The sequence below is a fragment of the Streptomyces sp. NBC_00162 genome, assembly GCF_024611995.1.
Taxonomy (GTDB): domain Bacteria; phylum Actinomycetota; class Actinomycetes; order Streptomycetales; family Streptomycetaceae; genus Streptomyces.
In genome coordinates, this window is sequence record NZ_CP102509.1 from 1,708,582 (window position 1) to 1,734,893 (window position 26,312).

Annotated in this window: 21 protein-coding genes and 2 pseudogenes; 15 read left to right on the forward strand and 8 right to left on the reverse strand. The window is 71.4% G+C overall.

The window, feature by feature from the left end; all coding sequences use genetic code 11:
• The first annotated feature begins 278 nt into the window (after positions 1 to 278).
• The gene (locus JIW86_RS08640; RefSeq protein WP_215141730.1) at positions 279 to 1,523 is read left to right on the forward strand and encodes an MFS transporter; all 1,245 of its coding nucleotides are present in this window, start codon (positions 279 to 281) and stop codon (positions 1,521 to 1,523) included.
• A gap of 117 nt (positions 1,524 to 1,640) precedes the next feature.
• Here JIW86_RS08640 and JIW86_RS08645 read toward each other — a convergent pair whose 3' ends face one another.
• The 4 genes and pseudogenes from JIW86_RS08645 to JIW86_RS42140 form a co-directional block, all read right to left on the reverse strand.
• A complete protein-coding gene (locus tag JIW86_RS08645) occupies positions 1,641 to 2,696 on the reverse strand; it encodes a tartrate dehydrogenase (protein ID WP_257553241.1) in 1,056 nt (351 codons plus the stop codon).
• 70 nt (positions 2,697 to 2,766) lie between these two features.
• Positions 2,767 to 3,654, reverse strand: coding sequence for a LysR family transcriptional regulator (locus JIW86_RS08650; RefSeq protein ID WP_257553242.1), 888 nt, complete (start codon positions 3,652 to 3,654; stop codon positions 2,767 to 2,769).
• 3 nt (positions 3,655 to 3,657) lie between these two features.
• Positions 3,658 to 4,032, reverse strand: coding sequence for an MBL fold metallo-hydrolase (locus JIW86_RS08655; protein ID WP_416237540.1), 375 nt, complete (start codon positions 4,030 to 4,032; stop codon positions 3,658 to 3,660).
• A gap of 86 nt (positions 4,033 to 4,118) precedes the next feature.
• Positions 4,119 to 4,556 (reverse strand): annotated as a pseudogene (locus JIW86_RS42140) (MBL fold metallo-hydrolase); the annotation flags it as partial.
• 61 nt (positions 4,557 to 4,617) lie between these two features.
• Here JIW86_RS42140 and JIW86_RS08660 point away from each other — a divergent pair.
• On the forward strand, positions 4,618 to 6,111 hold the full coding sequence (locus JIW86_RS08660; RefSeq protein ID WP_257553244.1) for a carboxylesterase/lipase family protein: 1,494 nt from the start codon (positions 4,618 to 4,620) through the stop codon (positions 6,109 to 6,111).
• Here the strand turns inward: JIW86_RS08660 and JIW86_RS08665 are convergent.
• The gene (locus JIW86_RS08665; protein ID WP_257553245.1) at positions 6,086 to 8,170 is read right to left on the reverse strand and encodes an ATP-binding SpoIIE family protein phosphatase; all 2,085 of its coding nucleotides are present in this window, start codon (positions 8,168 to 8,170) and stop codon (positions 6,086 to 6,088) included. The genes JIW86_RS08660 and JIW86_RS08665 overlap by 26 nt on opposite strands.
• An 87-nt stretch (positions 8,171 to 8,257) precedes the next feature.
• The gene (polX, locus tag JIW86_RS08670) at positions 8,258 to 9,985 is read right to left on the reverse strand and encodes a DNA polymerase/3'-5' exonuclease PolX (protein WP_257553246.1); all 1,728 of its coding nucleotides are present in this window, start codon (positions 9,983 to 9,985) and stop codon (positions 8,258 to 8,260) included.
• Positions 9,986 to 10,053: 68 nt separating this feature from the next.
• Here polX and JIW86_RS08675 point away from each other — a divergent pair.
• Both JIW86_RS08675 and JIW86_RS08680 read left to right on the forward strand, forming a co-directional pair.
• A pseudogene (locus JIW86_RS08675) lies at positions 10,054 to 11,201 on the forward strand (CapA family protein).
• 66 nt (positions 11,202 to 11,267) lie between these two features.
• On the forward strand, positions 11,268 to 13,190 hold the full coding sequence (locus tag JIW86_RS08680; RefSeq protein WP_257553247.1) for a CASTOR/POLLUX-related putative ion channel: 1,923 nt from the start codon (positions 11,268 to 11,270) through the stop codon (positions 13,188 to 13,190).
• Between the two features lie 49 nt (positions 13,191 to 13,239).
• Here the strand turns inward: JIW86_RS08680 and JIW86_RS08685 are convergent, their stop codons facing one another.
• Positions 13,240 to 15,192 (reverse strand): flavin monoamine oxidase family protein, encoded by a 1,953-nt coding sequence (locus tag JIW86_RS08685; RefSeq protein ID WP_257553248.1) that lies wholly within the window; start codon positions 15,190 to 15,192, stop codon positions 13,240 to 13,242.
• A 376-nt stretch (positions 15,193 to 15,568) separates the two neighbouring features.
• On the opposite strand from JIW86_RS08685, the gene JIW86_RS08690 reads away from it, so the two are divergent.
• From JIW86_RS08690 to JIW86_RS08700, 3 genes are all read left to right on the forward strand, one after another.
• Complete coding sequence (locus JIW86_RS08690) at positions 15,569 to 16,276, forward strand: DUF4142 domain-containing protein (RefSeq protein WP_257553249.1); 708 nt, start codon at positions 15,569 to 15,571, stop codon at positions 16,274 to 16,276.
• 14 nt (positions 16,277 to 16,290) lie between these two features.
• Entirely contained in the window at positions 16,291 to 17,685 is a 1,395-nt protein-coding gene (locus tag JIW86_RS08695; protein ID WP_257553250.1) for a DUF1996 domain-containing protein, read from the forward strand.
• Positions 17,686 to 17,830: 145 nt separating this feature from the next.
• Positions 17,831 to 18,706 carry an RNA polymerase sigma factor gene (locus JIW86_RS08700; RefSeq protein WP_257553251.1) on the forward strand — a complete coding sequence of 292 codons (876 nt, stop codon included), beginning with the start codon at positions 17,831 to 17,833 and terminating at the stop codon, positions 18,704 to 18,706.
• A gap of 76 nt (positions 18,707 to 18,782) precedes the next feature.
• Here JIW86_RS08700 and JIW86_RS08705 read toward each other — a convergent pair whose 3' ends face one another.
• Positions 18,783 to 19,694: a helix-turn-helix domain-containing protein gene (locus tag JIW86_RS08705; RefSeq protein WP_322975500.1), complete on the reverse strand. Its 912-nt coding sequence runs from the start codon at positions 19,692 to 19,694 to the stop codon at positions 18,783 to 18,785.
• On the opposite strand from JIW86_RS08705, the gene JIW86_RS41645 reads away from it, so the two are divergent.
• The 8 genes from JIW86_RS41645 to JIW86_RS08735 all read left to right on the forward strand — a co-directional run bounded on the left by JIW86_RS41645 (position 19,668) and on the right by JIW86_RS08735 (position 26,312).
• Positions 19,668 to 20,261, forward strand: a complete 594-nt coding sequence (locus JIW86_RS41645; RefSeq protein WP_322975501.1) for a hypothetical protein — start codon at positions 19,668 to 19,670, stop codon at positions 20,259 to 20,261. The two genes, JIW86_RS08705 and JIW86_RS41645, sit on opposite strands and share 27 nt — an antisense overlap.
• Positions 20,262 to 20,531: 270 nt before the next feature.
• A complete protein-coding gene (locus JIW86_RS08710; protein WP_257553253.1) occupies positions 20,532 to 21,413 on the forward strand; it encodes a hypothetical protein in 882 nt (293 codons plus the stop codon).
• Positions 21,410 to 22,114 (forward strand): hypothetical protein, encoded by a 705-nt coding sequence (locus JIW86_RS41650; RefSeq protein ID WP_322975502.1) that lies wholly within the window; start codon positions 21,410 to 21,412, stop codon positions 22,112 to 22,114. Before JIW86_RS08710 ends, JIW86_RS41650 begins: the two co-directional genes overlap by 4 nt.
• Positions 21,997 to 22,857: an NADH-ubiquinone oxidoreductase-F iron-sulfur binding region domain-containing protein gene (locus JIW86_RS41655; RefSeq protein ID WP_322975503.1), complete on the forward strand. Its 861-nt coding sequence runs from the start codon at positions 21,997 to 21,999 to the stop codon at positions 22,855 to 22,857. The genes JIW86_RS41650 and JIW86_RS41655 overlap by 118 nt, the downstream gene beginning before the upstream one ends.
• A gap of 147 nt (positions 22,858 to 23,004) precedes the next feature.
• The gene (locus JIW86_RS08720) at positions 23,005 to 23,499 is read left to right on the forward strand and encodes a hypothetical protein (protein ID WP_257553254.1); all 495 of its coding nucleotides are present in this window, start codon (positions 23,005 to 23,007) and stop codon (positions 23,497 to 23,499) included.
• Positions 23,412 to 24,014, forward strand: a complete 603-nt coding sequence (locus JIW86_RS08725) for a hypothetical protein (protein ID WP_257553255.1) — start codon at positions 23,412 to 23,414, stop codon at positions 24,012 to 24,014. The genes JIW86_RS08720 and JIW86_RS08725 overlap by 88 nt, the downstream gene beginning before the upstream one ends.
• Before the next feature lie 87 nt (positions 24,015 to 24,101).
• A complete protein-coding gene (locus JIW86_RS08730; protein WP_257553256.1) occupies positions 24,102 to 24,548 on the forward strand; it encodes a hypothetical protein in 447 nt (148 codons plus the stop codon).
• A 195-nt stretch (positions 24,549 to 24,743) separates the two neighbouring features.
• On the forward strand, positions 24,744 to 26,312 hold the full coding sequence (locus tag JIW86_RS08735; protein WP_257559260.1) for an alpha/beta hydrolase: 1,569 nt from the start codon (positions 24,744 to 24,746) through the stop codon (positions 26,310 to 26,312).

The following is a 26,312-nucleotide window of genomic DNA, read 5'->3' on the forward strand; positions in this document are numbered from 1 at the left end:
CGGGCGGTAGCGTCGCGCCAGCGGAGAGTATCGCGCCTAGCTGACTGTCGCCACGAATGCAACATAACTTTTGGACATCGTGGCCGAACTGGACGATCGCGGCGAGGCGAACCGCGATTCCAGCCCTAGCCGGGGGCCCGGATCACGTGCTACACAGTGCTCACACACCCGCTAACACGTGTAACTAGACGCGTCCTGGTCCAAGGGCCCGTCCCCGCCGCGCGCCACGCGATCCCGCGGCCCCCTCCCCCTTTTGCTCCCTTTCCCCAGGAGTCGTCATGACCGCCGACGAACTGTCCGAGACGCGCACCCACGAGGAGCTCAAAGCTCCCGGGCAGCGCGGACTCATGTTGCTGCTGTTGCTGGCCAACTCGTCCATGCTGGCCGTCTACATGGGTGTCGGCTCGGTGCTGCTGCCCACGCAGATCGCCGCGATCGACCCGGAGAACAAGGTCGCCGTCCTGGGGGTGATCGGCGGGATCAGCGCGGTCTTCGCGACGGCCTTCAACCCGATCGCCGGCGCCCTGTCCGACCGGTCCGGCCGTCGCAACCCGTGGATCCTGGGCGGCGCCCTGGCTTCCCTGGCCGGGCTGGCCTTCCTCGGCTCCGTCCGGACCGCACTGCTCGTCGGCATTGCCTGGTGCCTGATCCAGGCCACGATGAACGTCTATCAGGCGGCCGTCACCGCCGTCGTACCCGACCGGGTCCCGGCAGCGAAGCGCGGCACCGCCTCCGCGGTGGTCGGGCTGGCACTGCCGATCGGCGGCACCGTCGGCGTGCTGATCGCCTCGCAGACCGTGGGGCACGTGCGTACGGGATACCTGGTCTTCGGCGCCCTGGCCGCCGGTTCGGCGCTGCTGCTGAGCGTGTTCTGCCGAGATGTCCCCCGGTCCGAACCGGCGGCGGCCGTGCCCGTGCGCCAGCAGATCGCGGCATTCCTCTCGGCGCTGGCCAGCCACGACTTCCGGTGGGCCTTCATCGGCCGCGCCCTCATGGTGCTCGGCTACTTCTCGGTGATCGGATACCAGCTGTACATCCTGGACGACCACATCGAGTTGCCGGCCGGTCTCTCCCCGGCCGCCGCGATGGCCGTCCTCACTCCGGTGACGATGGTCGCGATGGCCGTGTCCACGGTGGTCGGCGGTGTGCTGTCCGACCGCTGGAACCGGCGCAAGGTGTTCGTCGGGGTCTCGGCCGCACTGGCCGGGCTCGTCATGGTGGTCCCCGTGATCAGCCCGACCTGGACCGGCATGATCGTCTTCAACGCTCTCAACGGTCTGGCCTTCGGCTGCTTCATGGCCGTCGACACGGCGCTCGTCACCCTGGTCCTCCCCCGGGCGGAGAACGCCGCCCGCGACCTGGGCGTCCTCAACATGGCCAATGCCGGGCCGCAGATCATCGCCCCGTTCATCGCCTCGGCCGTCGTGACCGCCTTCGGCGGATACACCCCGCTCTTCCTGGCCGGCGGCGTGCTCTCACTGCTCGGCGCACTCGCCATCCTGCCGATCCGCACCGTGCGCTGATCCCCTCCCGGGCCGCCTCCCGCACTGCGGCGGCCCGGGCCTCGTCTCCGGCGGGCGAACGCCGAGGGTCGTTCGCCCGCCGGATCCTTCCCTCGACCGCGGAACCGGCGGCTCCCGTCAGAGGTGCCGGAGGACCGCGGCGGTGAAGTCGGCGGTGGAGGCGGACCCTCCGAGGTCACGCGTCCGCACCGAGGTGGTGGCCAGGACGCGGGCGATGGCGTCGGTGATGTCCGCCGCGGCCCCGGGGTGACCGAGGTGGTCGAGCATCATGGCGGCGGACCAGATCGCGCCGATCGGATTGGCGATGCCCTGCCCGGCGATGTCGGGTGCAGATCCGTGGACCGGCTCGAACATGGAGGGGTACTCACCCCGCGGGTTGAGGTTGGCGGACGGAGCGATGCCGATGCCGCCGGCCACGGCCGCCGCCAGGTCGCTGAGGATGTCCCCGAAGAGGTTGGACGCGACGACGACGTCGAAGCGGGCGGGGTCGAGCACGAACTTCGCGGCCAGCGCGTCGATGTGCTCCTGGTGCCAGTCGACCGTGGGGTACTCGGCGGAGCGCTCTTCCACCAGTTCGTCCCAGAACGGCATCGTGTGCACGATGCCGTTCGACTTCGTCGCCGACGTGAGGCGGCCGCCGCGCCGTTCGGCGAGGCCGAAGGCGAAGTCGAGGACCCGGGTCACTCCTGCCCGCGTGAACACGGCTTGCTGCACGGCCATTTCATCGGGAAACCCACGGTTCATCCGACCGCCGATCTCGCTGTACTCGCCTTCGGTGTTCTCCCGGACGACCACGAAGTCCACCTCGCCGGGCGTGGCCGCGCGTACGGGGCTGGGCAGGCCGTCGAACACGCGGATCGGGCGGAGGTTGACGTACTGGGCGAAGGCCCGGCGGATCGGGATGAGCAGCCCCCACAGGGACACGTGGTCCGGCACACCCGGGTAGCCGACCGCGCCGAGCAGGATCGCGTCATGACGGCGGAGCTGTTCCAGGCCGTCCTCGGGCATCATCGATCCGAGCCGCAGGTACCGCTCGCAGGACCAGTCGAACTGCTCGTAGGTGAAGGCGATGCCGTGGCGCTGCCCGACGGTTTCGAGTATCTCGCGTGCGGCCGGGAGGACTTCGGTGCCGATGCCGTCACCGGGTATCAGGGCGATGCTGTGGTTCGTCATGCCTCGCATTCCAGCAATCAGGCATCGTCCGGGTCCAACACGTATCTCCGATGTGCCCCATAGGCGGGTCCTATGAGCCGGCTGGACGGCGAACGGCGATGTCCAGGAAGGCGCGGGAAGCCGGTGTCAGCTGCGCGTTGCGGCTGACCATGATGTTGTGCTGCACGGCGGGCGGCTCCAGGTCCAGGACCAGCGCTCCGGCCCGCTCCGACAGGCCGGCCCAGGATTCCGTCACCACGGCCAGCCCTGCGCCGCCCAGCACCAGGGGCAGGAACGCCATGCGGTGTTCCGTCTCCACGGCGATGCGGACGTCGATGCCCTGTGCTTTCAGGTCGTCGACGTATGCGCGGATTCCGGTCCCCCGCTGCCCGACGATCAGCCGGTGCCCTTCGAGCTGTTCGCGTTGCACCGCCCGGCCGGCCGGGAAGGGGCCGCCCTTCGGGGTGACCAGAACGAGCCGGTGATCTCCCACGTGGTGCGGGACGATGTCGGCACGCGGCAGCGGTGACGAGGTGGTCAGCAGCCCGAGTTCACACCCTCCCGTGCGCACCCTCTCGACCACGTCCGCGGGGGTCAGGGCGACGCGCAGGCTGAGGGTCACCGCCGGGTGGCGCTCGGCGAAGCGCTGGACCATGGTGCTGAGGGGTTCGACCGTGGGTGAGGCCATCGCGGCGATCTCCAGGCGCCCGCCGCGCAGTTCACGGACTGCGCCCACGCCGGCCCTGGCCAGTTCCAGGGCGTGCAGGGCTTCGCGGGCCGGCTGGACCAGTGCGGCGCCCGCCTCGGTGAGGACCGCCTTCCTGCCGAGCCGGTGGAAGAGGCCGCTGCCCACGTCGCGCTCCAGCACGTGGATGGCCTGCGACAGGGACGGCTGGGATACGTAGAGTGCCGCGGCCGCGCGGTTGAAGCCGCCGTGGTCCACGATGGCGAGGAAGTACTCCAGCTGCCGGAAGTCCACGGCTCAGCCCCGCCGGCCGTCCGCGACGAACCGTACGCTCCCGTCCCCGCCGCGCTGGAGGACGCCTGCCGTGGGAGCGGGGAAGTGCGTGCCGACGATCAGCGTGCCCGTGTCGGCGTACCGCTCGACGAATGCCCGCCGGGTGGCGGCGGCCAGCGCCGCGTCGGTGTCGGCGAGGCTGGGGACATCGGGTTCGATGAACTGGACCGGGTGGTGCACGAGGTCACCGGTGATCACCGCGCGTTCCGCCCCGGATTCGACCACGACCGCGACCTGTCCCGGGGTGTGCCCGGGAGCGGCTTCCAGGTGCACGCCGTCGCACACCCGGTGATCGGTTTCGACGAAGTCCACGAGACCTCGGTCGAGCAGCGGCCGCATCGTGTCGCGGAGGCCCGCGTCCGCCTCGTCGGCCCAGTGCTCCCATTCCACGCGTGTGACCAGGTGGCGTGCGCGGGGAAGGTCGGCACCCACTTCCCGTCCACCAGGCGGGTGTTCCACCCGACGTGGTCGAAGTGAAGGTGGGTGCACACCACGGTGTCGATCGATTCCGGAGGGTAGCCGAGGGCGGCGAGGTCCTGGAGCCACGCCGAGTCCAGCATGCTCAGGAACGGCACCGAAGGCCGGGCGTTGCCGACGCACGTGTCCACGAGGATCCTGCGCGTGCCGGTGTCCACGAGCAGCCCGTGCACCGAGATCACGAAGGTGCCGTCCGCCCTGCTGAACTCGGGCGCCGGCCAGGGGTACCGCTTCAGGAGCGCGGTGTCGTCCGTCCGGAGGGCCGCCGTGAGGGGCACGGTGACCTCCGCCTCCAGCACCTTGTGCATCACCGTCGTACCGATGCGCCACGTCGTCATTCGAGCCTCCACTGTATTGATGGATCGAATAATATTGACGGACGCCATAAATACGCAATAAATTGGAGTGGTCCAAGATCCTCGATCCCGGTCTGGAAGGACGCACTGGATGGGTTCCGCTCAAGGCCGCACCGCGCCCGTCGTGAACACGCGATCGGGCCCGGTCCGCGGCGTAGTCGAAGACGACCTGGTCGTGTTCAAGGGCGTGCCGTACGCGGCGCCGCCCGTCGGGCCCCTCCGGTGGCGCCCCGCGCAGCCGCATCAGGGGTGGAACGGCACTCTCGACGCGACGGCGTACGGCCCCGGTTCGCCGCAAGCCGTCCGCGAGGGCGACCCGATACTCGGCGGCCACGGCTTCCCGCCCTTCGACGAGGACTGTCTGACGCTCAACGTGTGGACGCCCGGCACCGACGACGCCCGCCGTCCCGTCCTGGTCTGGATCCACGGCGGCGCCTTCATCTCCGGGTCCGGGGCGATGCCGAACTACTCCGGCGAGACCTTCGCTCGGGGCGGCGACCTGGTGGTGGTGAACCTCAACTACCGGCTCGGACCGCTCGGCCTCCTCTCCTTCGCCTCGGACGACGGCGCCGAGTGCGGCAACGTCTGGCTCACCGACCAGCTCGCCGCGCTGCGTTGGGTCCAGGACAACATCGCCGCCTTCGGCGGAGATCCCGGCAACGTCACCGTCGCCGGCCAGTCCGCCGGCGCCCTTTCCACCGCGGCACTCGCGGGCCACGGAGGTGACGGCCGGCTGTTCCGCCGAGCCATCCTCCAGAGCGTCCCGCTCGCCATGCCCCTCGCCACGCCTGACGAGTCCCTTGCCCGCACCGCCGCCTATCTGGAGATCATCGGCGTGAAGGACGTGGACGAGCTGCGCACGGTGCCGTGGCCGCGACTGGTCGAGGCCACCGCCGGACTCCTCGCGGCCACCACGCAATGGGGCCACTGGACCGCGCCGTTCATGCCGGTGCTCGACGGCTCGACCGCACCACGGCAGCCGGCCCTGAACCTGCTCGACGGTCCGGGCGCGGACATCGACGTCCTGATCGGCTGGACCAGCGAGGAGTCCGCGTTCACCTTCGCGCTGGGCGAGACGTACGCGTCGGCGACCAGGGAACAGGTGCTCCGCCGGGCACGGGACGGCTTCGGCGACGGCGCGGCCGAAGCGTACGCGGCGTACGAGGCCGCCCGCCCGGGCGCCCGGCCGATCGACGTCCTCATCGACCTGACCACCGACGAGCTGTTCAGGAAGCCCACCCTGGCGTTCGCGGAGGCGCGGGCGGCGCGGGGCCGCCCGGTCTGGGCGTACGAGTTCGGCTTCCCCACCCCCGCGCACGAGGGCCGCCTGGGTGCCCCGCACTGCCTGGACCTGCCGTTCGTCTTCGACAATTTCGCCGCGTGGTCGCACGCGCCGTTCCTGGCGGGCATGGACACCGGAAGCAGGGACGGCCTCGCCGGCACCATGCACCGGGCATGGATCTCGTTCATACGAAGCGGCGACCCCAACCACCCGGCCATGCCCCGCTGGGACCGCTACGACCAGCAGTCCCGCACCACCATGCGCTTCGACACCGTCACTACGGCCGTTTCACATCATCGATAGCCTGCTCCGTCCAGATGGTCTTCCCGGTACGGGTGAACCGGCTGCCCCAGCGGTCGGCGAGCTGGGCGACGAGGAAGAGGCCGCGCCCGCCTTCGTCCGTCTCCCGGGCGCGGCGCAGGCGTGGCTGGGTGCTACTCGGGTCGGACACCTCGCAGATGAGCTTCTCGTCCCGGATGAGCCGGAGCCCGACCGGGCCGCCGGCGTACCGGATGGCGTTCGTGACGAGTTCACTGGCGACGAGTTCCGTCACGAAGCCGAGGTCCTCCAACTGCCAATCGGACAGCTGGCCCGTCACCAGCTCGCGGGCATGCGCCACGAGGGACAGGTCGGCTTCGAGTTCCCACTCCGCGACCTGATCGGACGAGAGGGCGTGGGTACGGGCGAGCAGCAAGGCGACGTCGTCGGCGGGCTCTTGGGACAGAACGCTGTCGAAGACGCTCTGGCAGATCTCGCCCAGGGGCCGGCTCGAGTCCGCGCCGGCGAGCGATCTCCGCAGTCTCTCCATCCCCTGCTCGATGTCGCCGCCGCGGCTCTCGACGAGCCCGTCCGTGAAGAACGCCAGCATGCTGCCCGGCTGTACGCCGAACTCCGTTACCTCGAACGGCATTCCGCCGACTCCCAGCAGCGGTCCTGGCACCATGCCGACGAAGGCCGGCTCCTCACCGGGTGACAGCAGGGCCGGCGGCGGATGTCCCGCGGTGGCGGCGGAGCACTCTCTCGTCACCGGGTCGTAGACGGCGTACAGGCACGTCGCTCCGAGCACGGCCGTCTCGGAGCGGGATTCGCCGGTCGTCTGTTCGCTGGAGAGACCGAGCACCAGGTCGTCCAGGTGTGTGAGGAGCTCACCCGGATCCAGGTCGACGTCTGCCAGGGTCTGCACCGCGGTCCGCAGCCGCGCCATGGCCGCGGTGGCATCGAGGCCGTGGCCGACGACATCGCCGACGACGAACGCCACGCGCAGCGACGGCAGGGGGATCACGTCGAACCAGTCCCCGCCGACTCCCGCACCGCCGCCCGCCGGCTGGTAGACGCCCACCGTCTCGGCGGCCGTGAACTCCAGGGCCGAGCGCGGCAACAGGCTTCGTTGCAGAGCCTCCGCCGACCGGTGTTCCTTGGTGAAGCGGCGAGCGTTGTCCACGCCGAGTGCGGCCCTGGACACGACGTCCTGGAGGAGGGCGGCGTCCTGCTCGCCGAACGCGGCGGGCAGCTGGCTGCGCCAGACCGTCACGCAGCCGAGGATGAGACCTCGTGCGTACAGCGGCACCGCCACGGAGGAGTGCGCCCCGCTGGGGACGAGCAGCGGCAGGCTCTCGGGATCCACGCCGAGCCTCGCGCGGAGACCGGCGATGTCGGACACCAGCACCGGCCGTCCCTCCATGAGGGGACTCATCAAGGCACTGTCCGATACGGGAGGAAGTGCCTCTCCCACCGCCAGGAGGGCCTCCGCGGAGATCTCCGGGCTCTGCGCGGCAGCGGTCCGGCGCAGCCGGACGTCGCCGCTGGCCTTGAGGTGTGCCGGCTCGTCGCCCACCAGCACCGGCTCCGCGAGATCCACGGTCGCCAGGTCCGCGAAGTCGGGGACGAGCAGATCGACGATGGCCTCGGCCATCTCCGTCACGTCCAGGGAGGCGCCGATCGTCGCGGCGGCCGCCTGGGACAGCTCCGTACGGCGTCGCTCCGAGTCGCGCTCGGCAGCCTGCGCCGCGGTTTCGGCCGACGTGACCAGTACCAGCCACGCAGCACCCGACGCGGAATCGCCCGCAGCCCGCGTCCGTGTCCGTGTCCCGAGCCGGACCACCGTGAACGCCAGGCCGCCCGCCCTGCCCGACCGGTCCCCGCCGAGCGCTCCCACAAGGCGCCCGCCCGAGCCGGCTTCCGCTCCCTTGCTCGGAAGCACCGCCAGCAAGGGAGCGCACAACTCCCCTGGCGAGCACTGCAGCAGCGTCGCAGCCGTCCCGGAACAGGCGATGACCACGCCCTCGTCGTCCAGTACGACGGCTGCCGTGTCCATGACCGACGCCGAGGTCGGGCTCGGGCCGCGATGCTCCGGTTCGCGCATGTCGCCTCCACACGGCGTGACCTTCAGTATCCCGCCCGGGGGCCCACCCGGCGACCGGGCCCCGCACGAGCGTCCGGCAGTCCTGCGTCAGGCCCCCTTCCCGGCCAGAAACCTTCGCAGCCTCGTCAGCGGCCACGTGTTGACGACGTCGTCCTTGGTCAGCCAGCCGCGCTGCGCCGTCGCCACCCCGTAGCGCATGTACGGAAGGTGCGTGGTGGCGTGCGCGTCGGAGTTCACGGCGAACTTCACGCCGTACCGCTTCGCGCGCAGGATGTCCTCGTCACACAGGTCGAGCCGCTCGGGATGGGCGTTGATCTCCAGCACGGTGCCCGTCCGCGCGCAGGCCTCGAAGACGGCGTCGAAGTCGGCGTCGATGCCCGGGCGCTTGCCGATCCGGCGGGTCGTGGGGTGGCCGATGACGGCGACGTTCGGGTTCTCGCAGGCGCGGACGAGGCGGCGGGTGAGTTCCTGCCTGCTCTGGTTGAAGTGGGAGTGGACGGAGGCCACGCAGATGTCGAACTCCGCGAGGAACTCGTCGGGCCAGTCCAGGGCGCCGTCCGGGCCGATGTTGAGTTCCGTGCCGTGCAGCAGCCGCATCCGGTGGTGCGCGCCGTCCAGTGCGCGGACCTGCTCGCGCTGGGCAAGGATCTTCTCGCTGGTCATGCGCTGCATGGACAGGTTCGGGGCGTGGTCGGTGACCGCGTAGTACGCGTAGCCGCGGGCGGCAGCGGCGGCGATCATGTCCTCCAGCGGGGCCAGCCCGTCGGTGAGGTCGGTGTGGGTGTGCAGATCGCCGCGGATGTCCTTGTCCGCCAGGAGGTCGGGAAGTTCGCCGCGCAGCCCGGCCGCGATCTCGCCGCGGTCCTCGCGCAGCGTCGGCGGTATCCAGGGCAGCCCGAGCGCGGCGTATACGGCCTCCTCCGTCTCGGAGGTGACGCTCTCGCCGCTCTCGGTGTCGAAGAGCCCGTACTCGGAGAGCTTGAGGCCCTGGCGCACCGCGAGCTCCCGGGTGCGGATGTTGTGGGCCTTGGAGCCGGTGAAGTACTGCAGCCCCGCGCCCCAGGAGGCGGGCGGCAGGACCCGTAGGTCCACCTGGAGGCCGGTGGTGGTCCGTACGGAGGTCTTCTTCTCCCCGTGGGCGATGACCTCGGCCGTGTGCGGGTGGGCGGTGAGGGCGTCCATGAAGGGGGCCGACCGGCGGGCGGCCACCAGGATGTCGACATCGCCGATGGTCTCCTTCATCCGGCGCAGGGATCCCGCGTACGCGCACCGGACGCAGCCGCGGATGTCCGACAGTTCGGCGACGAGCTGCTCGGCGACCTCCATGGCCGCGCTGACGAGGATCCGGCCCTCGCCGGCCTTCTGCAGCACCGAGATGCCGTGCAGGATGTTGTCCTCGGTGCGCTCGCCGAAGCCCTTCAGGTCGCGCAGCCGCTCCTGCCGGATGGCGTCGACCAGCTGGTCGACCGAGGTGATGCCCAGTTCCTCGTACAGCAGCATGGCCTTGCGGGGGCCGAGGCCCGGAATCCTGATCAGCTCGCGCACCCCGGCCGGTACGGACGCCCTGGCCTCGTCGACAAAGGGCATGCGGCCGGTGCGCAGGTACTCGAGGATCTTGTCGGCGACCGATCTGCCGACGTTGGGGATCTCGCGCAGGCCCTTGGCATCGAGGGTCGAGACGTCCTGCGGGTAGCCCCCGACGGCGCGGGCGGCCTTCTCGTAGGCGCGCGCCTTGAAGGCCTCCCCGCCTCGGATCGCGACGAGGTCGGCGTACTCCTGGAGGAGCGCCTCGACCTCGTCGTTGGCTCGGGCCATGTCTCCAGGGTGCCCCCGCGTGCCCCGGGCGGGCACGCCGGACGCCCGCGTGTGGCTAGCCTGGAGACATGGGCGGCGAGCTCGTGACGCTGTTCCTCGCCGGTGACGTGATGCTCGGGCGCGGCGTCGACCAGATCCTTCCGCACCCCGGCGATCCGGGCCTGGCGGAGGCGTACGTCACCGATGCCCGCACGTACGTCGAGCTGGCGGAGGCCGCGAACGGCGCGGTTCCCCGGCGGGCGGCCTTCTCCTGGCCGTGGGGAGAGGCACTGGACCTCCTCGACGCGGCCGCGCCCGATGCCCGGATCCTCAATCTGGAGACCTCGGTCACCCGGAGTGACGACGCCTGGCCCGACAAGGGGGTCCACTACCGGATGCACCCCGCCAACCTGCCCGCTCTGGCCGCCGCCCGGCCCGACGTCTGCGTCCTCGCCAACAACCACGTCCTGGACTACGGCCGCCGCGGGCTGGCCGAGACCCTCGGCTCGCTCGCCGCCGCGGGGCTGCGGACGGCGGGGGCCGGACGGGACCTCGCCGAGGCGCGGCGGCCCGCGATCCTTCCCCTCCCGGGGGCCGGCGCCTGCTGGTCTTCTCTCTGGGGATGGCCTCCAGCGGTATCCCCCACAGCTGGGCCGCCACGGCGGAACGCAGCGGGATCGACTTCCTCTACGAGGCCTCGGACGCCGCCGCGGCCGTCGTGGCCGGCCGTGTCCGGCGGGCGAAACGGTCCGGCGACCTCGCGGTCGTCTCGATCCACTGGGGTTCCAACTGGGGCCACACCGTCCCGCGCGACCAGATCCGCTTCGCGCACGCGCTCGTCGACGGCGGCGCGGACCTCGTCCACGGGCACTCCTCGCACCATCCGCGCCCGTCCGAGGTGTACCGGGGGCGTCTGGTCCTCTACGGCTGCGGCGACCTGATCGACGACTACGAGGGCATCGGCGGCCACGAGCGGTACCGGGACGATCTGCGCCTGCTGTACCTCGTCTCGCTGGAGCCGGACACCGGGCGGCTCGACCACGCCCGCCTCGTCCCCCTGCAAGCCCACCGGATGCGCCTGCGGAACGCCTCCCGGGAGGACTCCGACTGGCTCCACGGGGTCCTCACCCGCTCCAGCCGGGAATTCGGCACCCGCATCACCCGCGACCCGCGCGGCGACCTCACCGTCCACCCGGGGACCGGCTCGCGCCTGCCGCCGGTGGGGGTTCACCCGTAACCGATCGGACGCCGGCGGGTTAACAGAGGGGCCTTCGAGAGGCATGTCGATCCGAAGGAAGCGTGCATGGCGCAGGAGCACACGACGTCCCTCCGGCTGCGCCTTCGGTACCGGTTCGACAATCTGGTGGCAGGCGGAACCGCCGCGCTGATCGGCTGGCTCGCCGTGGCCTGCCTTGTCGTGGTGGTCCCGGCGAGCGCGGTGCTCGTGTGGGCGGACCGGTCGACCCCGACGACCCTCTCCGGCCGGCTCACGGCGGTGTGGGTCAGCGTCGGGCAGACGCTCAAGATCGGGGGCGCGGTCGGCTCCCCTCTCTACGTGCTGGCATCGGTGGCGCTCGCCCTGGTCGGCCTGCTGTTCGTGTCGGCGCTGGTCAGTCTGATCACCACCGGCATCAACCGGCGCATCATGTCGCTTCGCCTCGGCCACTCCACCGTGCTGGAAGCGGGGCACACGGTCGTCCTGGGATGGTCCGATCAGATCTTTCCCGTGGCCGGGGAGCTGGTGGCCGCCAACGCGAACCAGCGCCGGTCGGCCATCGCCGTCCTCGCCCCGAAGGACAAGGTGGAGATGGAAGACGAGCTCTCCACCCGTATCGACGACCGGGGCAGGACACGCATCATCTGCCGCAACGGCAGCACCACCGACCCGACGGAGCTGGTCCGGGTGAGTCCGCGGACCGCGAAGGCCGTGCTCGTGCTGCCGCCCGACGGGGAAGCCGGCGACGCCCACGTGGTGAAGACCCTGCTCGCCCTCAACGCGGCCGTCCCCGAGGCCGGCGACGCGGTGGTGGTGGCCGCCGTCCGTGACACCCGCAACCATGTCACCGCCAGGCTGGCCGCCGGGCCGGGCGGACACGTCTTGTGCGTCGACGACATCATCGCCCGGCTCCTCGTGCAGACCGCCCGCCAGCCCGGCCTCTCGCTCGTGTACCAGGAACTGCTGGACTTCGCGGGCGACGAGTTCTACACCGTTCCCGCCGGGGATCTCGCGGGGCGTGCTTTCGGCGAGGCCCTGCTGTCGTTCGCCACGTCCTGCGTGGTCGGCCTGCTGCACGCCGACGGAGGCGTCGCCCTCAACCCGGACCCGGGCGCGACGATCGGCGCGAGCGACCGGATCATCGTCATCTCGCAGGACGACGACACGGCCGTACGGGCGGACGTGGCCTCCTGCGTCGACGAGGACGCGATCGTCACGGCCCGGCCTAGGATCCCCCGGGCCGAACGCCTGCTCCTGCTCGGCTGGAACCGCCGGGCTCCGTACATCGTGGATCAGCTCGACCAGTACGTGAGCCCCGGAAGCGTGCTCGACGTCGTGGCCCTCGACGAGGGTGACGGCGGCGGCTGCACCGCGGCGACCCGGCGCCGTCTCGAAGTGGCCTTCCACGGCGGCGACATCACCGATCCGCGCGTCCTGGCCAAGCTGGACGTGCCGTCGTACGACAGCGTGATCGTCATCGGTGAGGCGGATCCGGTGGCCACGGCCACGACCGTGTCCGCGCCGCCCACGGACACGGAGGAGTCGCTGGCGGACAACAGGACGCTGGTCACGCTGCTGCACCTGCGGGCCATCGCGGAGGCCGCGCAGCGGGAACTCATCCTCACCACCGAGATGTCCGACGACGGCAACCGGCTCCTCGCGCCTGCCCGGGAAGGCGCCGACTTCATCGTGAGCGGCCGGCTGATCAGTGTCCTGATGACCCAGATCTCGGAGAGCCGCTACCTCGCCGACGTCTTCGAGGAGCTTTTCGACGCGGAGGGCAGCGAGTTCCACCTCAAACCGGCCGCGGACTACGTCCGGGCCGGTCATGAGGTCTCGTTCGGCACGCTCGTCGAGTCCGCGCGCCGCCGCCGTGAATGCGCCGTCGGCTACCGGCTGCGCGCGCAGACCGCCACGGGCCCCGCCTACGGGCTGAGGATCAACCCCGACAAGCGGGAACGGGTCCGTCTCTGCGAGGGGGACTGGCTGATCGTGCTCGCCGAAAGCTGACGCGGCACGGTCGCACGGCTGCCACGGCCGCAGCCGCCGAACCGGCCGCTCACGGCGCCATGTGGACCTCGAGGGCGGTCCGCACCGCCGATTCCAGGGCTCCCTCGATCCACGCGGGCTTGATGGAGGTGTGGCACCCGCCGAAGTGCAGGTTGCCTTCGGGCTTGCGGACGTGGGGGAACAGCTCGGTGTGCTGGCCGGGCAGCAGCACGGAGGCCTCGCCGTAGGCGTACGGATCGCGCATCCAGGACTGGGTGCGGCCGACTCCGGTGTAGAACACCTCGATCCGCTGCCCGAACACCTCCTGGACCCCGGCCAGGGCGCGCGGGTAGCGCTCCTCGTCGTCCAGGGAGTCCCACTTCAGGGCGTCGTCCGACCAGCTGTAGGAGGCGAGGACCACCCCGCCGGCGCTGCCGTCGACCGGGTAGGAGGGCTGGAACATGAAGCGGTTGGGATTGTCGGTGGCCGAGCCGCCGCCGATGACGCCGGCCGCCTCGGGCTGGTCGCGGGTGACGAGACGGCAGGCGGCGTAGTGGGCGCGCTGGGCGTCGGAGATGTGCCCCTTGGGTACGGATGGGTGGGCGCCCAGCAGGCCCCCGGCCTCCGGGGTCTGCGCGATCTGGTACTTGCGGTAGAGGCCGGGCTGTACGGCTTCCAGCTCGCGCTTCCAGTCGGCTTCGTCGAACTCCCACCAGCGGCGGCTGAATTCGAGCAGCACCTTGGTGGCGGCGTCGTAGTGCAGTTCGGTGACCGCGCGCCGCTTGCCGTACGAGAGCGCGGGGGCGACCGGGATGTGGCGCAGTCCGGAGAAGGGGACGGTGATGATCGCGGTGTCGGCGGTGAACGTCTCGCGCCGCACCGGGCTGCCGCCGCGACCCTCGGAGACGGTGTCGACGGTGACCTTGCCCTCGCCGTGCGTGATCCGGGTGGCACGGCGGTCGAGCCGTACCAGGTCCTTGACCCGGGCGTAGAGCGCGTCGGCCAGCGTGGCGGTGCCGCCGGGCAGTTCGAAGAAGGCCGTGTCGGGGCTGATCAGCGAGGCTCCGATGAAGCTGTGCACGAAGGCGAGGTGCAGACGGGAGGTGAGGTTCTCGACGGTTCCGATCAGGTCGATGGTCCGCTCGTCGAGTTCCGCCTCCTCGGTCAGGTAGCGATACATCGACATGTGGCCGTAGCGCTGGATGACGCGGGCCCAGCCCTCGACGAGTTCCTTGTCCTTCTTCCCCTCGATCTCCTTGCGTACGGGAGCGAAGGCATTGCGCACGATCTGCGCGGCGGGCACGGACTCGTAGGCCGCCGGGACTCCGAAGGAACGATTGAGCGCCTGCGGGCTGCGGGCGTAGTCCGCCCGGCGTACCCGGATGCCGTTGACGAAGATCCACGTGCGGTAGGCGGGGCGGCCGGCCCCGTCGACGTCGACCAGGTGGAAGCGCCTGCGCTTGAGGCCGAGGCTGTCGATCAGTCCGGTGACCAGCGGGTGGCTGTCGGGGATGCGCATGGCACCGGCCTCGGCGTACTGCTTGGGGTCAGCGAAGGGTGCGGCGGCCTTCTCGTGGCCCCCGGTGCGGAAGGTCTTGATGCGGCCGCCGACCCGGTTGGCGTTGGCCTCGATGACCGTAACCTGGTGCCCGGCCTCGCGCAGGAGGTGGGCGGCGGTGAGCCCGGCGGGGCCGGCGCCGACGACCAGCACCTTCTTGCCGGGGCGGCGGGAGCGGGGCAGTCCGTTCTTCAGGAGGACGTCCGCGTAACGAGGCACCAGGGGCTGGTCGTCATCGTCCCGTACGAGGATGGCCCGGGCGATGGTCAGGCAGGTCTCCCAGTCGGGGCGTGCGGAACCGGACGGCGCCTGCGGGGTCCCGGCGGACGCGGCGGCCACCGACAGCGCACCGGCTCCCGCGACGGCGGCCGCGCCGGCGATGACGGTACGGCGGGAGGGCCGGCGAGCAGAGGACGGTGCGGGCTCGACCGTGGAGTCGGAGCTGGAAGGAGGCTCGATGATCATGCGTCAACTGTCACGGTCCGCAGGAGCCTTGAGCACCGAAAAGTGCCCGCGCGGGGAACAACCACCCGGACGTGGGGCCCGGTCCACCCGACGCTGACGAACTGGATTTCGTACGGCGGGAACGGACGAACGCCGCCGGCCGTCCCGACCGGCCGCCGCCGGAGGACCGCAGGTTCGGCATCGGGCAGGCGCGGCAAGATATCAGCCCTTCGGGGGCTTGACCGGATGTTTATCCAATGGTGATGGTCCGCCCGCGTGGGCACCACCCGTGGCACTAGCGTCCCGTGACACCCCGGGAATGCGGGTGTGCAACGCACGGCGCGTGCGGACCCTCCGGCCCCGCTGCCCCTCCCGGCCCACGGACCAAGGAGGCACTGTGCTGTCATTCCGGCGGCGTTCCATCAGCAGGTTTTCGGTCGCCACGAGATACACGATCGGAAGCGGCTTCGTCATCAGCGCGCTTGCCGTCACCCTGATCGCGCTGCTGATCCCCGTGGAGAAGTTCGGCGCCCGGGCCTCTGCCTCGACCGGCCGGCCGGCCGCCGAGGACGACGGCGCCGGGATCATGAGTACGGCGTACGGGCCGTTGACCCCCGCGGACCGGGACTTCGTACGGAAGGTACGACTCGCGGGTCTGTGGGAGCTGCCCGCCGGGCGGCAGGCCCAGCAGCGGGGAACGCGCCCGGCGGTGCGCACGGCCGGGGAACACCTCGTGGAGGGCCACACCGAGCTGGACCGGCAGGTCATCCAGGTCGGTCAGGCCCTCGGCGTCGACCTGCCCAACCAGCCGTCCGAGCAGCAGCGGGGATGGCTGGGGCAGCTGACCCGCGCCCAAGGGGACGAGTACGAGCGGCTGTTCATCCAGCTGCTGCGCCGAGCGCACGGAAAGGTGTTCGCGCTGCTGGCCCAAGTGCGGGCGCAGACCAGGAACTCCATGGTCCGCGCCCTGGCCACATCCGCCAACACCACGGTCCTGGACCACATCACGGTCCTCGAGGACAGCGGGCTGGTCGACTTCGACGCGCTCAGCGTCCCCGACGGGACCCCGACCCCTGCTCCGTCCGATGTCCGATCGACGAAGTGAAGTGAAGTGATCGCATGAGTGAAAAGGGCCATAAACGCCCCCGGTTGTCGAACAAGCTGCTGGCCTTGGTCTCCGCACTGGTCCTGGGCGGCGGCGGGGTCGCCGTCGTCGCGGGCAACGCGAACGCGGGCCAGGACGGCCGCCGGGACTCGGGCGGCGCGGAGCAGGTGAGCGCCACCATCGACTGCCCCGACGTCGGTGACCGGCTCACCGCCGTACCCGAACAGGCCAAGACCGAGGTCGACGAGGGTCTCGCCCAGCTGGACTCACAGGTGGCCGACGCCTACCGGAAGCTCGCCGCGGGCGAGGCACGGGGAGAGGATCTCGTCGGCGGGCTCAAGCAGCAGCGCGACGAGACCATCGGCCGCATGTCCGACGCGATAGCCCGCTCCGCGGCCCGTCCGGAGGAGCTCAAGTCCATGAGCGCGTGCCAGGTGAAGCAGGCTTCCGCGCAGGACGACGCGTCGGCCGCTGCGGCGGGCGACCCGGCGGCCGATCCGGGCGCCGCCCGGAGCATCGGCGGGAAGGGCGGACCGGCACGGAGCGACTTCGTCGACATCGGCAAGGTACGGCCGAACGTACGCACTCCCGGGGCAGCGGCCGGGGCCTCGACGGGGTCCTTCAGCTCCCAGTGCGGACGCAACGAGAACGGCCACTTCAACCCCGACAACGTGATCGTCGCCCCCGGGGTGTCCAACGGCGCCCACCACATGCACGACTACGTGGGCAACAAGACCACCGACGCCTTCTCCACCAACGACAGCCTCGCCGCCTCCGGCACCACCTGTGGCAACGGCGACCTGTCCACCTACTACTGGCCGGTGCTGCGGCTGCGCGACGGCAAGGCGGAGAAGGACGCGAAGGCGCCCGGCGGCGGTCAGGACGCGAACGTGGGCACGATCCTGCGGCCCAAACAGGTGACGATCAGCTTCAAGGGCAGTCCCGTCGGCAAGGTCAAGGCCATGCCCCGTTTCCTGCGGATCATCACCGGCGACGCCAAGGCCTTCGCCAACGGAACGGCCAATGCCAATGCCTCGTGGAGCTGTACCGGGTTCGAGAACCGCCAGCTGAAGGACAAGTACCCGATCTGCCCCAAGGGCAGCGACGTGGTGCGCACCTTCAACTTCCAGAACTGCTGGGACGGCCGCAACACCGACAGCGCCAACCACCGGACCCATGTGGCCTTCGCGGACCGCAACGGCCGCTGCCCGAAGGGCTTCAGCGCCATTCCGCAGCTGGTGCAGCGGATCACGTACGGGGTCGCGCCGGGTGCACGGTTCGCCGTGGACAGCTTCCCCGAGCAGCTCCACAAACCGGTGACCGACCACGGTGACTTCATCAACGTGATGCCGAACGGCCTGATGGCCAACGCCGTGGACTGCATCAACAGGGGGCGCACCTGCCGCTGACGCGGCGGCTCCACGAACTCCCGGACGGGGTGCGGCTCCTCCCCTCGCACCGCGCCCCGCCCGGGACAGGTGTTGGCCCGAAGCCGACTTCGGGCCAACGCCGCACACCTGCGCCCAGCCTGGTCCTGAACCGACGAGGAGTGCCATGTCCGGCTCTCGTGAATCCGCAGACGGTCCGCAGCATCCGGGCGACGGCGGCAAGGCACCGCCCGCCGAGCCCTCCCCGCCCGCCGCGCCCGCCGCGTCCGCCGCGCCCTACCGGCCCTCCGCGCCGTCCGACGGGGAACTCACCCGGCGGCTCAGGAGGGAGTACCGGTCGGGCACCGCGGACGCGGCCTTGTGCGATCTCCTCTACCGGCGGCACCGGCGGGCCGCCCTCGCGTACGCGCGCACCTGCTGCCGTACCCCGCAGGACGCCGAGGACCTCGTCTCCGAGGCCTTCGCCCGGACCTTGCAGGCCGTCCGCTCCGGCGCGGGGCCCCGGGGCCCGTGGCGCGCGTACCTGCTGGCCGTGGTCCGTCACACGGCCATGCAGTGGAGTGACGGCGACGGAAGGACGCTCCTGACGGCGGACTTCGACACCTGGTGTCAGCAGGCGGCCGCCGGCGGTGATCCGCAGCGCCGGCTGCTGGCGGGCGAGGACCGCAGGCTCCTCGCCCGCTCCTTCCGGGCGCTGCCCGCGCGCTGGCGGGCCGTCCTGTGGCACACCCTGGTCGAGGAGGACTCGCCGCACGAGATCGCCGCGCTGCTGGGCATCACCCCCAGCGCAGTGGCCTCGCTGGCCTTCCGGGCCCGCGAGGGGCTGCGCGAGGCGTACCTCCTGGCCCATCTGGACACCGTGGCCGACGGCCGGTGCGGCCACTACAGCCACATGCTCGGTTCGGCGGTCCGGCGCAGCCGTACGCAGCAACCCCGCGGCCTCGCACGCCATCTGGCGGGGTGCGAGGACTGCGCACGGGCGTACGAGGAGCTGCTGGACCTCAACTCCACGATGCGCGGGGCGGTACCCGCCGCCCTGTGAACAGCAGCCGGCCCGGCCCCGTTCGTACGGGGCCGGGCCGGTTGCTGTTTCTCCTCCTGTCACTCCTCCCCTGTGGTCACAGGCCGTTGACGCGGGCCATCCGTCCGACGACCAGCGGGGTGAAGTCCGCCGTGACCACGCGCGCCGTCCGGCGCCCCACCCGCGAGTGCTGACGCCGCACCTGGGCCATCAGCCGGCGGCTGCGCAGGGCCATCTCCAGTTCGAACCGGGTGCGGGGGTCCCGCAGACCGGGCCCGAACAGCTTCTCCAGCTGACGCATGCGGTACCGCACGGTCTGCGGGTGCACGCTCAGGGCCTTGGCGGCCTCGGGTGCGCCGCCGCCCTCCAGCCAGGCGAGGAGGGTCACCTCCAGCCGTTCGCTCTGGCGCGGGGTCAGATCCGCCAGTGGCCGGAGCCAGCGGGCAGCCAGCGCGTGGGCCAGGGGCTCGTCCTGGAGCAGCAGCAGCGTCGAGAGGTGGTCGTCCACGAAGACGGGGCGGGCGTCCAGACCCGCCCGGGCCGGTGTCAGCGCGAGCAGGCGCAGCGCCCAGCGCAGGGAGGACGCGGTGTCCCGGAGCGGTACGGCGTGGCCGACGGCCGAGAACCTGCCGCGCAGGGCGAGTTCGAACGGGGCCCGGGTGTCGGGATCGGGGCTCGGGACCAGCAGGCAGGGGCGGCCCGCGAACATCCCGGCGAGGGCGTCGTCCAGTACGGTCGCCAGCTGCTGTGCCTCCCCGGGCGCGGCCGGCGCGATGGCCCGCACGGCCACCGGGAGGGGCCAGCCGGCCGCCTCGGCGAGTTCGGCGAGGGAGGTCCCGGAGGCGGCCCGGTCATCAGTGAGGGCTTTGAAGAGGTCCTGACGCGCCCGGTCGACGGCCGGCCCCAGGTGCTGCCTGCCGTGCCGCCTGTCGTCCTGCCTGTCGTGCTGCCTTCCCTCCACGACCTCCAGGCTCGCGTGCCGGTGCCCCATGTCGAGGTCCGCGGGCATGTCCACCGTCTGTCGCGGGTGTTGCCGCTGCTCTTGCTCGCGCTGGTGTTCCCGCTGGTGTTCCTGCTGCTGTTCCTGCTGCCGTTCTTGCCGTCGTTCCTGTTCGTGCGCCTGCTCTTGTTCTTGCGTTTGCTCCTGCTCCTTGCCCGACGGGCCGCCGCGGGCATCGCGGTAGCCGAGAAAGGTGAGAAGGGCTTCCTCCACACGCTGTCTGAGCAATTCATCGCCGATGGCATCGTTGTCATCGATAAGGGCGGAAAATTCCGGAATTCCATGCAGAAGCTCCTCCACTATCTCGGCGGCCAGTGCGGGGAGTTCCCGTCGCAGGACGCGGGTCCACTCGCCGCGAGGGCGGGACCAGATGCGGTTCAGAAGTTCGCACATCGTTTCCTCGTTCGTGCCGGGGTGAGGCCTGTCTGGTACGGAGGACAGGCCCGCCGAGGTTGCCTCTCACGCCAACAGTCCTGTCTGACAAGAGAGTTGCGACCCCTCGTACTCCCTCCTGGAGGGGTCCGGCCACATTCCGTCCCGCGGTTTTGCCGTGATTTTGCCGTCGGGGACGCGTAGACGGCGGGCGGCGCGGTGGCCTGTCGCAACCTCCGCTGGAGGGGAATCTTCCGGGGTTGTTCGATGCGCCGGAGACGCGCTGCGAGAAATTATCACGTTTCGATAAATCCTGTGGAGGCGCCGTGCAGCTCCACGATGCTTCTGCACTCCGGCCCCAAGCTCCTCGGCCGGCGCGGGAGTTTCACAGCGCTGCCGGGCACGAGCGACAACGAACCCCGGGTGCCGAGCGCCAGGTGGAGTGCTCGGGGCCCAGGCGCACAGGAGATCTGGATGCCCCTGTCTCAGCCGTACCTACGCCGCTCGCACCGGGCCCGCCGCAGGAGTCGTCACCCGGCGACGGCCCCGGTCGTCCTCGCGGCCCTCGCCTCCTTCATCGTGGTGGTCCGCGCGGGCGCCCTGACCCATCTGTGGGACTTCCTCGACTTCGGGGCGGGCGTGCTCTCGCTCGTCTCGCTCACCGCCACCGTCCTGTGGGGGCTGGTGGCCACCGACCGGGTGCTGCTCGGGTCGGGCCACCGGCTCCTCGCCCAGGGCGCCCACCGCGGACTGGCCGTGGCGGGCCTGAGCTTCCTGGCCCTGCACATCTGGGTCAAGGTCGCGGAGGCGCAGACGAGCGCGGCCGCCGCGGTCCTGCCGTTCGCGGACGGCGACCGGCCCGTCCTCATCGGACTGGGCACGCTGGCCGGTTACCTCTTCGTGGCCGTCGCGGTCTCCGGCGCAATGCGCAGCGTGTTCGCCACCAAGAGCCGCTCCCTGTGGTGGCGGGCCCTGCACTTCGGCGCCTATCCGGCCTGGGGCGCGTCCCTGGTGCACGGGCTCAAGGCGGGCCGCCCGGGCGGCGCCTGGGTGACGATGGCGTACGCACTGTGCCTGATCGGTGTCGCCGGGGTGATCGCGTTCCGCGTGAAGTCCCGGGCGCGCGGGGCGCGTTCCCGCCCGGCTCCCGTCCCCGGGCCGCGTCCGGGCACGGACCGGGACACCGGTACGCGCACCGTCGACGGCCTCGGCACGGGCACCGGCCGCGGCACGCGTCGGCTCGTGTCCAGCGGGCGGCCGCCGCTGCCGCGGACCGGCCCCCGGTCCTACGCCACGGCCGGCCGCAGAACCCGGCTGTACGGCGAGCAGCCGGCCGCCGCGGAGCAGTGGCTGTGACCGGCGAGCCGCGCCCCGGCCTCGGCTGTGTGGGCGCCCCCAGGCTGCTGGCCGGACTCGACCGGACCCCCCGGCTCGACCGCGCCGCCCATCTCGACACCCACGGCACGCTGCCCCGGTTGCGACCGGACGAACTCGTCGGCCTCGCCAACGACATCGACCTGCGGGGCCGCGGCGGAGCGGGCTTCCCGTTCGCGCGGAAACTGCGGGCCGTCACCCGCTCGGCCGGGGGGCGGGACGCTCCCACGGCCGTCGTCGTCAACGGCAGTGAGGGCGAGCCGAGTTGCCTCAAGGACACCGCGCTGCTGCTGCACGCCCCGCATCTGGTGCTCGACGGAGCCCTGCTGGCCGCCGCGGCGCTCGGCGCCGACGACGTCGTGGTGGCCGTCACCCGGGAGGACGTGGAGCAGTCGGTACGGGACGCCGTCGCGGAACGCGGCCCGGCCGGACGCCGGGTGCGCGTGACGCGGCTTCCCGAACGCTTCGTCACCGGGGAGGGAACGGCCCTCATCAGCGGCCTGAACGGCGGAGCGGTACTGCCGTCCGGGCGGAAGGTGCGGACCAGCGAGCGGGGTCTGGGGGCGTGCCCACCCTGCTGTCGAACACCGAGACCTTCGCCCAACTCGGCATCGCCGCACGGCTGGGTGCGCCCGAGTACCGCTCCACCGGGCTGCCGGCCGAACCGGGCACCGTCCTGCTGACCGTGGCCGGTTCCACGGTCGTCGAGACCCCGACCGGGGCTTCGCTGGCCTACGTCCTGGAGCTGTGCGGCACCGATCCCGGCCAGGGCGTCCTGGTCGGCGGCTATCACGGCAGATGGCTGGACCCGATGTCCGCACGTTCCGCGCTGGTGTCCCGGCAGTCCCTGGCGGCCTTCGGCGCGGTGCTGGGGGCGGGGGCGGTGCTGCCGCTGCCCGAGGACACCTGCCCGGCCGGCGAGGTCGCGCGGGTGACCCGGTGGATGGCGAAGGAGTCGGCGGGCCAGTGCGGGCCCTGCGTACGGGGGTTGCCCGCGCTGGCCGACGTACTGGACGACGTCGTCCGCGGCGGGGGCGGCGCGGCCCTCGAGACGGTCGAGGCACGCCTGACGGCGGTCCGGGGCCGCGGTGCGTGCAGCCACCCCGACGGCACCTCGCACTTCGTCGCCTCGGCCCTCGCCGCCTTCCCCGACGAGTTCCACGACCATGCCCTCGGCGGCGGGTGCGGCCGGCGGGTGCTGGGAGCGCTGCCGCTGCCGCGCGACGAGAGTCCGGAACGGCTCGTCGTGGACTGGACCCTGTGCAAGGGGCACGGGCTGTGCGTGGACATCCTCCCCGACGTCGTACGGCTCGACGCGGACGGCTACCCGGCCAAGGCGTCCATGCCGGTGCCCGCACGGCTGCGGCCGAAGGCGCTGCGCGCGATCCGGCGCTGCCCGGCGCTCGCGCTGCGCATCCAGGACTGAGCCGGTGCACGTCTCCGGACCCTCCCCCGGTTCAATTCTTGGCGCGATCCGACAAATTCGCAGGGAATTGGACCTCCCCGCTCCCGGCCCCGTATCAATTACGGAAGGGACGAACGGAAAAGCTGGACCGGACCTGAAGGAGAGATCGTGAAGAGAATGCATCGTGAGATATTCGCCGGGTCGGCGGCGGTCGCGGTACTGCTGCTGACTTCCGGATGTGGACTCGCCGAGAAACCGCCGGGAAAGGGAAGTGCGGTACAGCCGGTGGGCGACAGCCAGAAGATCGGATCTCCCTACGGCGCGGACGGCGGGGACGGAGCGTACGGGTCGGGTTCCGGGGCGAATCCCGCCTACGGGGACAGCGGCTCCGGCGCCGCCCCGGCGGGCGCGGCCGGCAAGAACGGTCCGGCCGGGCAGCTGAAGGTGGCCGAGGTCCCGAACCTGGGCGGCGCGGTCACCGACAGCGAGGGCTTCACGCTCTACCGGTTCGACAAGGACACGCCCAAGCCCCCAAGTCAGCCTGCGAAGGGGACTGCGCCACGGCGTGGCCGGCCGTGGCGGCGGACGACGTCACCGCAGGCGAGGGGATCGACGCGGGCCTGCTCGGCTCGGTCGCCCGGGCCGACGGCACCCGGCAGCTGACCCTGGCGGGCTGGCCCGTGTACCGCTACGCGAAGGACACCAAGGCCGGGGACACGCTCGGTGAGGGCGTCGGCGGAACCTGGCACGTGCTGGGAGCCGATGGAAAGCCGGCCGCCGCCGCGGCCGCCGCCGACAAGAAGGCGCCGGCGCAGGGCGCCGAACTGTCCGTCGCGCAGAATCCCATGCTCGGCGGGATCCTCGCGGACGCGGAGGGCCGCACTCTCTACCGGTTCGACAAGGACAGCGCCTGGCCGATGAAATTCGGCTGCCTCGATGCCTGCCTGGACACGTGGAAGCCGGCCAAGCCGGTGGACAAGTCGAAGGTGTCGGGAATTGCCGCCGAACTGGTCGGCTCCGTGAAGCGTCCCGACGGTTCGGAACAATTGACGATCGATTGCTGGCCGGTCTATTTGTTCACCGGCGACAAGGCGCCCGGAGACATCACCGGGCACAACAAGCAGGGCCTCTGGTTCGCCGTGACCGACAAGGGAAAGAAGGCGAAGGCGGCGCACTAACAGAGGCCCCGGGGTCGTGGTGCCCGGTCCCCTCCCACCTGGGCACCACGACCCCGCCCCCGATCAGCCGGCGAGGAAGAGAGAGTCATGCCGCCGTCAACCGCCCGACCGCACAGTCGTGTTCTCCGTACCGTCGTGGTGGCGGTGGCCGCCGCGTGCGCCCTGCTGCCGGCCGGCGGCTGCGCCGGAAGTCCGGCGGCCTCGCACGGCGGCCCGGCCGAGGAGAGCCGGGCACCGTCCACCTCGATCGAGGAGATCGCCGCCGCTGTCGGCTGCACCGCCCAAGTGGACATCCAGGCTGAGGAGTTGCGCGAGGGAGGCTGCCAGAGCGAACAGGGCGCCTTCCGTATGGTCACCTTCGCCGCCGACGAGGGAATGCGCTCCTGGCTGACCGAGGCCCGGATGTACGGCGGCACCTACCTGGTGGGGAGCCGCTGGGTGGTCACCACCCCGTCGGCGGATGCCCTGACCGCCCTGCGCGGCCGCATCGGCGGCGCCCTCGAGACCGGCTCCGCGCACGAGGGCCATCACTGACCACTCCGGTCGTCGAACGCGCCGACCGCGCCGAGCTCGCCGACCGCACCGACTGCGGCGTGTCGGCCAGTTGTCCGGATATCGGCTCATTCGTGAGACGCATATGCCCCGGCCTTCGGGATGATTCGCCCCGCCTCCGCATACAACAAGGTGAGCGGGTAAGCGACTTCACCGAAAGGAACGGCAATCGTGCGCATGAAACGCCTCGCACCGCTGCTCGCCGCCGCCGGACTCATCGCGTCCACCGTCCCCCTGCTGACCGCGACCCAGGTCTCCGCCGCTTCGGCACCGGAGTACCTGAGCCAGAAGCCCTCCTGGCACCGGTGCAGCCCGGACCAGCCGGCCTCGTACGAGTGCGCCACCCTCAAGGTCCCGCTCGACTACCGGCGTCCCCAGGGCACCACGATCGACCTCGCGATATCCCGGGTGAAGAGCGAGAACCCCGCCAAGCGGCACGGCGTCATGCTCCTCAACCCGGGCGGCCCGGGCGGGCCCGGGCTCGATCTGCCGCTGGCGATGGGCGAGATGATGGCCAAGGACGTACGGGACCAGTACGACCTCATCGGCTTCGATCCGCGCGGCGTCGGCTCCAGCAGCCCGATCACCTGCGGACTCACCGACGCCGAGCAGAACTTCGACCGGCCGTACCGGCCCGAGACCTTCTCCTCCGACGTGACGTGGGCGCGCACGGTCGCCGACAAGTGCCGCGAGAACGCCGGCTCGGTGCTCCCGCACATCACCACCCGCAACACGGCGCGCGACATGGACACGATCCGCGCGGTGCTGGGCGAGCGCAAGGTCTCGTACCTGGGCTACTCGTACGGGACCTACCTCGGCGCGGTGTACTCGCAGATGTTCCCCGAGCGGACCGACCGTTTCGTACTGGACAGCGGTGTGGACCCGAAGATGATCTGGCGCGGCATGATCCAGGTGTGGGCGACCGAGGCCGAGCCCGCCTTCGCGCGGTGGACGGGCTGGGCGGCCGAGCGGTCGGCCGAGTACGGGCTCGGCGACACCCCGAAGGCCGTGTCCGACACCTTCTGGGCGCTGGTGGCACGCGCCGACAAGGAGCCCATCGACTTCGAGGGGCAGAAGATCAGCGGAGACCTGATCCGGTCCGCGCGCGGGGTGTTCTTCTACCCGGCGCAGGCCACCCCGCTGGTCGTGGCCCTCAAGGCCGCGGCCGAGGGCAAGCCGCAGCCCGCGGGACCGGACACCGCCGAGCTGAAGCGGCTGCTCACCGGCGACAGGGCAGCCGCGCCCGCCTCGGACAACGGCACCGCCGTCTTCTGGTCCGTGGTGTGCGGGGACACCGGCAGCTGGCCCCGCTACGCCGAGCAGTACGAGCGGGACGCCGCGAAGGACAAGATCAAGTACCCGCTGTACGGGGACTTCGCGTCCAACATCAAGCCCTGCGCCTTCTGGGACCGGCCTGTCGAGTCGGCCACGCCCATGAACAAGAAGGCGAACGTGCTGACGGTGCAGAACGAGTGGGACTCGCAGACTCCGCTGAGCAGCGGCCAGGGCATGCACCGCGCGCTCAAGGGCTCGCGGATGGTGCTGGTGGCCGGCGGTGAGGGCCACGGCGTGTACATGACCGACCCCACGTCCTGCGCCGACGCCCAGGTCAACACGTACCTGACCACGGGCCGGCTGCCCGCCGAGGACGTGACCTGCCAGACCGGGCCGGCCGCGGCCGAGCGGAGCGACTCCGCGACGCCGTCCAAGCCGCTGCCGATCCCGTCCGGCCCCGGGCGGTTCTGA

What these genes read in the sequence shown, in the direction of transcription:
- JIW86_RS08640 (WP_215141730.1), top strand. Translation starts at nt 279, where the DNA reads ATGACCGCCGACGAACTGTCCGAGACGCGCACCCACGAGGAGCTCAAA.
- JIW86_RS08645 (WP_257553241.1), bottom strand. Translation starts at nt 2,696, where the DNA reads ATGACGAACCACAGCATCGCCCTGATACCCGGTGACGGCATCGGCACC.
- JIW86_RS08655 (WP_416237540.1), bottom strand. Translation starts at nt 4,032, where the DNA reads ATGCGGCCGCTGCTCGACCGAGGTCTCGTGGACTTCGTCGAAACCGAT.
- JIW86_RS08660 (WP_257553244.1), top strand. Translation starts at nt 4,618, where the DNA reads ATGGGTTCCGCTCAAGGCCGCACCGCGCCCGTCGTGAACACGCGATCG.
- JIW86_RS08665 (WP_257553245.1), bottom strand. Translation starts at nt 8,170, where the DNA reads ATGCGCGAACCGGAGCATCGCGGCCCGAGCCCGACCTCGGCGTCGGTC.
- polX (WP_257553246.1), bottom strand. Translation starts at nt 9,985, where the DNA reads ATGGCCCGAGCCAACGACGAGGTCGAGGCGCTCCTCCAGGAGTACGCC.
- JIW86_RS08680 (WP_257553247.1), top strand. Translation starts at nt 11,268, where the DNA reads ATGGCGCAGGAGCACACGACGTCCCTCCGGCTGCGCCTTCGGTACCGG.
- JIW86_RS08685 (WP_257553248.1), bottom strand. Translation starts at nt 15,192, where the DNA reads ATGATCATCGAGCCTCCTTCCAGCTCCGACTCCACGGTCGAGCCCGCA.
- JIW86_RS08695 (WP_257553250.1), top strand. Translation starts at nt 16,291, where the DNA reads ATGAGTGAAAAGGGCCATAAACGCCCCCGGTTGTCGAACAAGCTGCTG.
- JIW86_RS08700 (WP_257553251.1), top strand. Translation starts at nt 17,831, where the DNA reads ATGTCCGGCTCTCGTGAATCCGCAGACGGTCCGCAGCATCCGGGCGAC.
- JIW86_RS08705 (WP_322975500.1), bottom strand. Translation starts at nt 19,694, where the DNA reads ATGCCCGCGGACCTCGACATGGGGCACCGGCACGCGAGCCTGGAGGTC.
- JIW86_RS08710 (WP_257553253.1), top strand. Translation starts at nt 20,532, where the DNA reads ATGCCCCTGTCTCAGCCGTACCTACGCCGCTCGCACCGGGCCCGCCGC.
- JIW86_RS08730 (WP_257553256.1), top strand. Translation starts at nt 24,102, where the DNA reads ATGCCGCCGTCAACCGCCCGACCGCACAGTCGTGTTCTCCGTACCGTC.
- JIW86_RS08735 (WP_257559260.1), top strand. Translation starts at nt 24,744, where the DNA reads ATGAAACGCCTCGCACCGCTGCTCGCCGCCGCCGGACTCATCGCGTCC.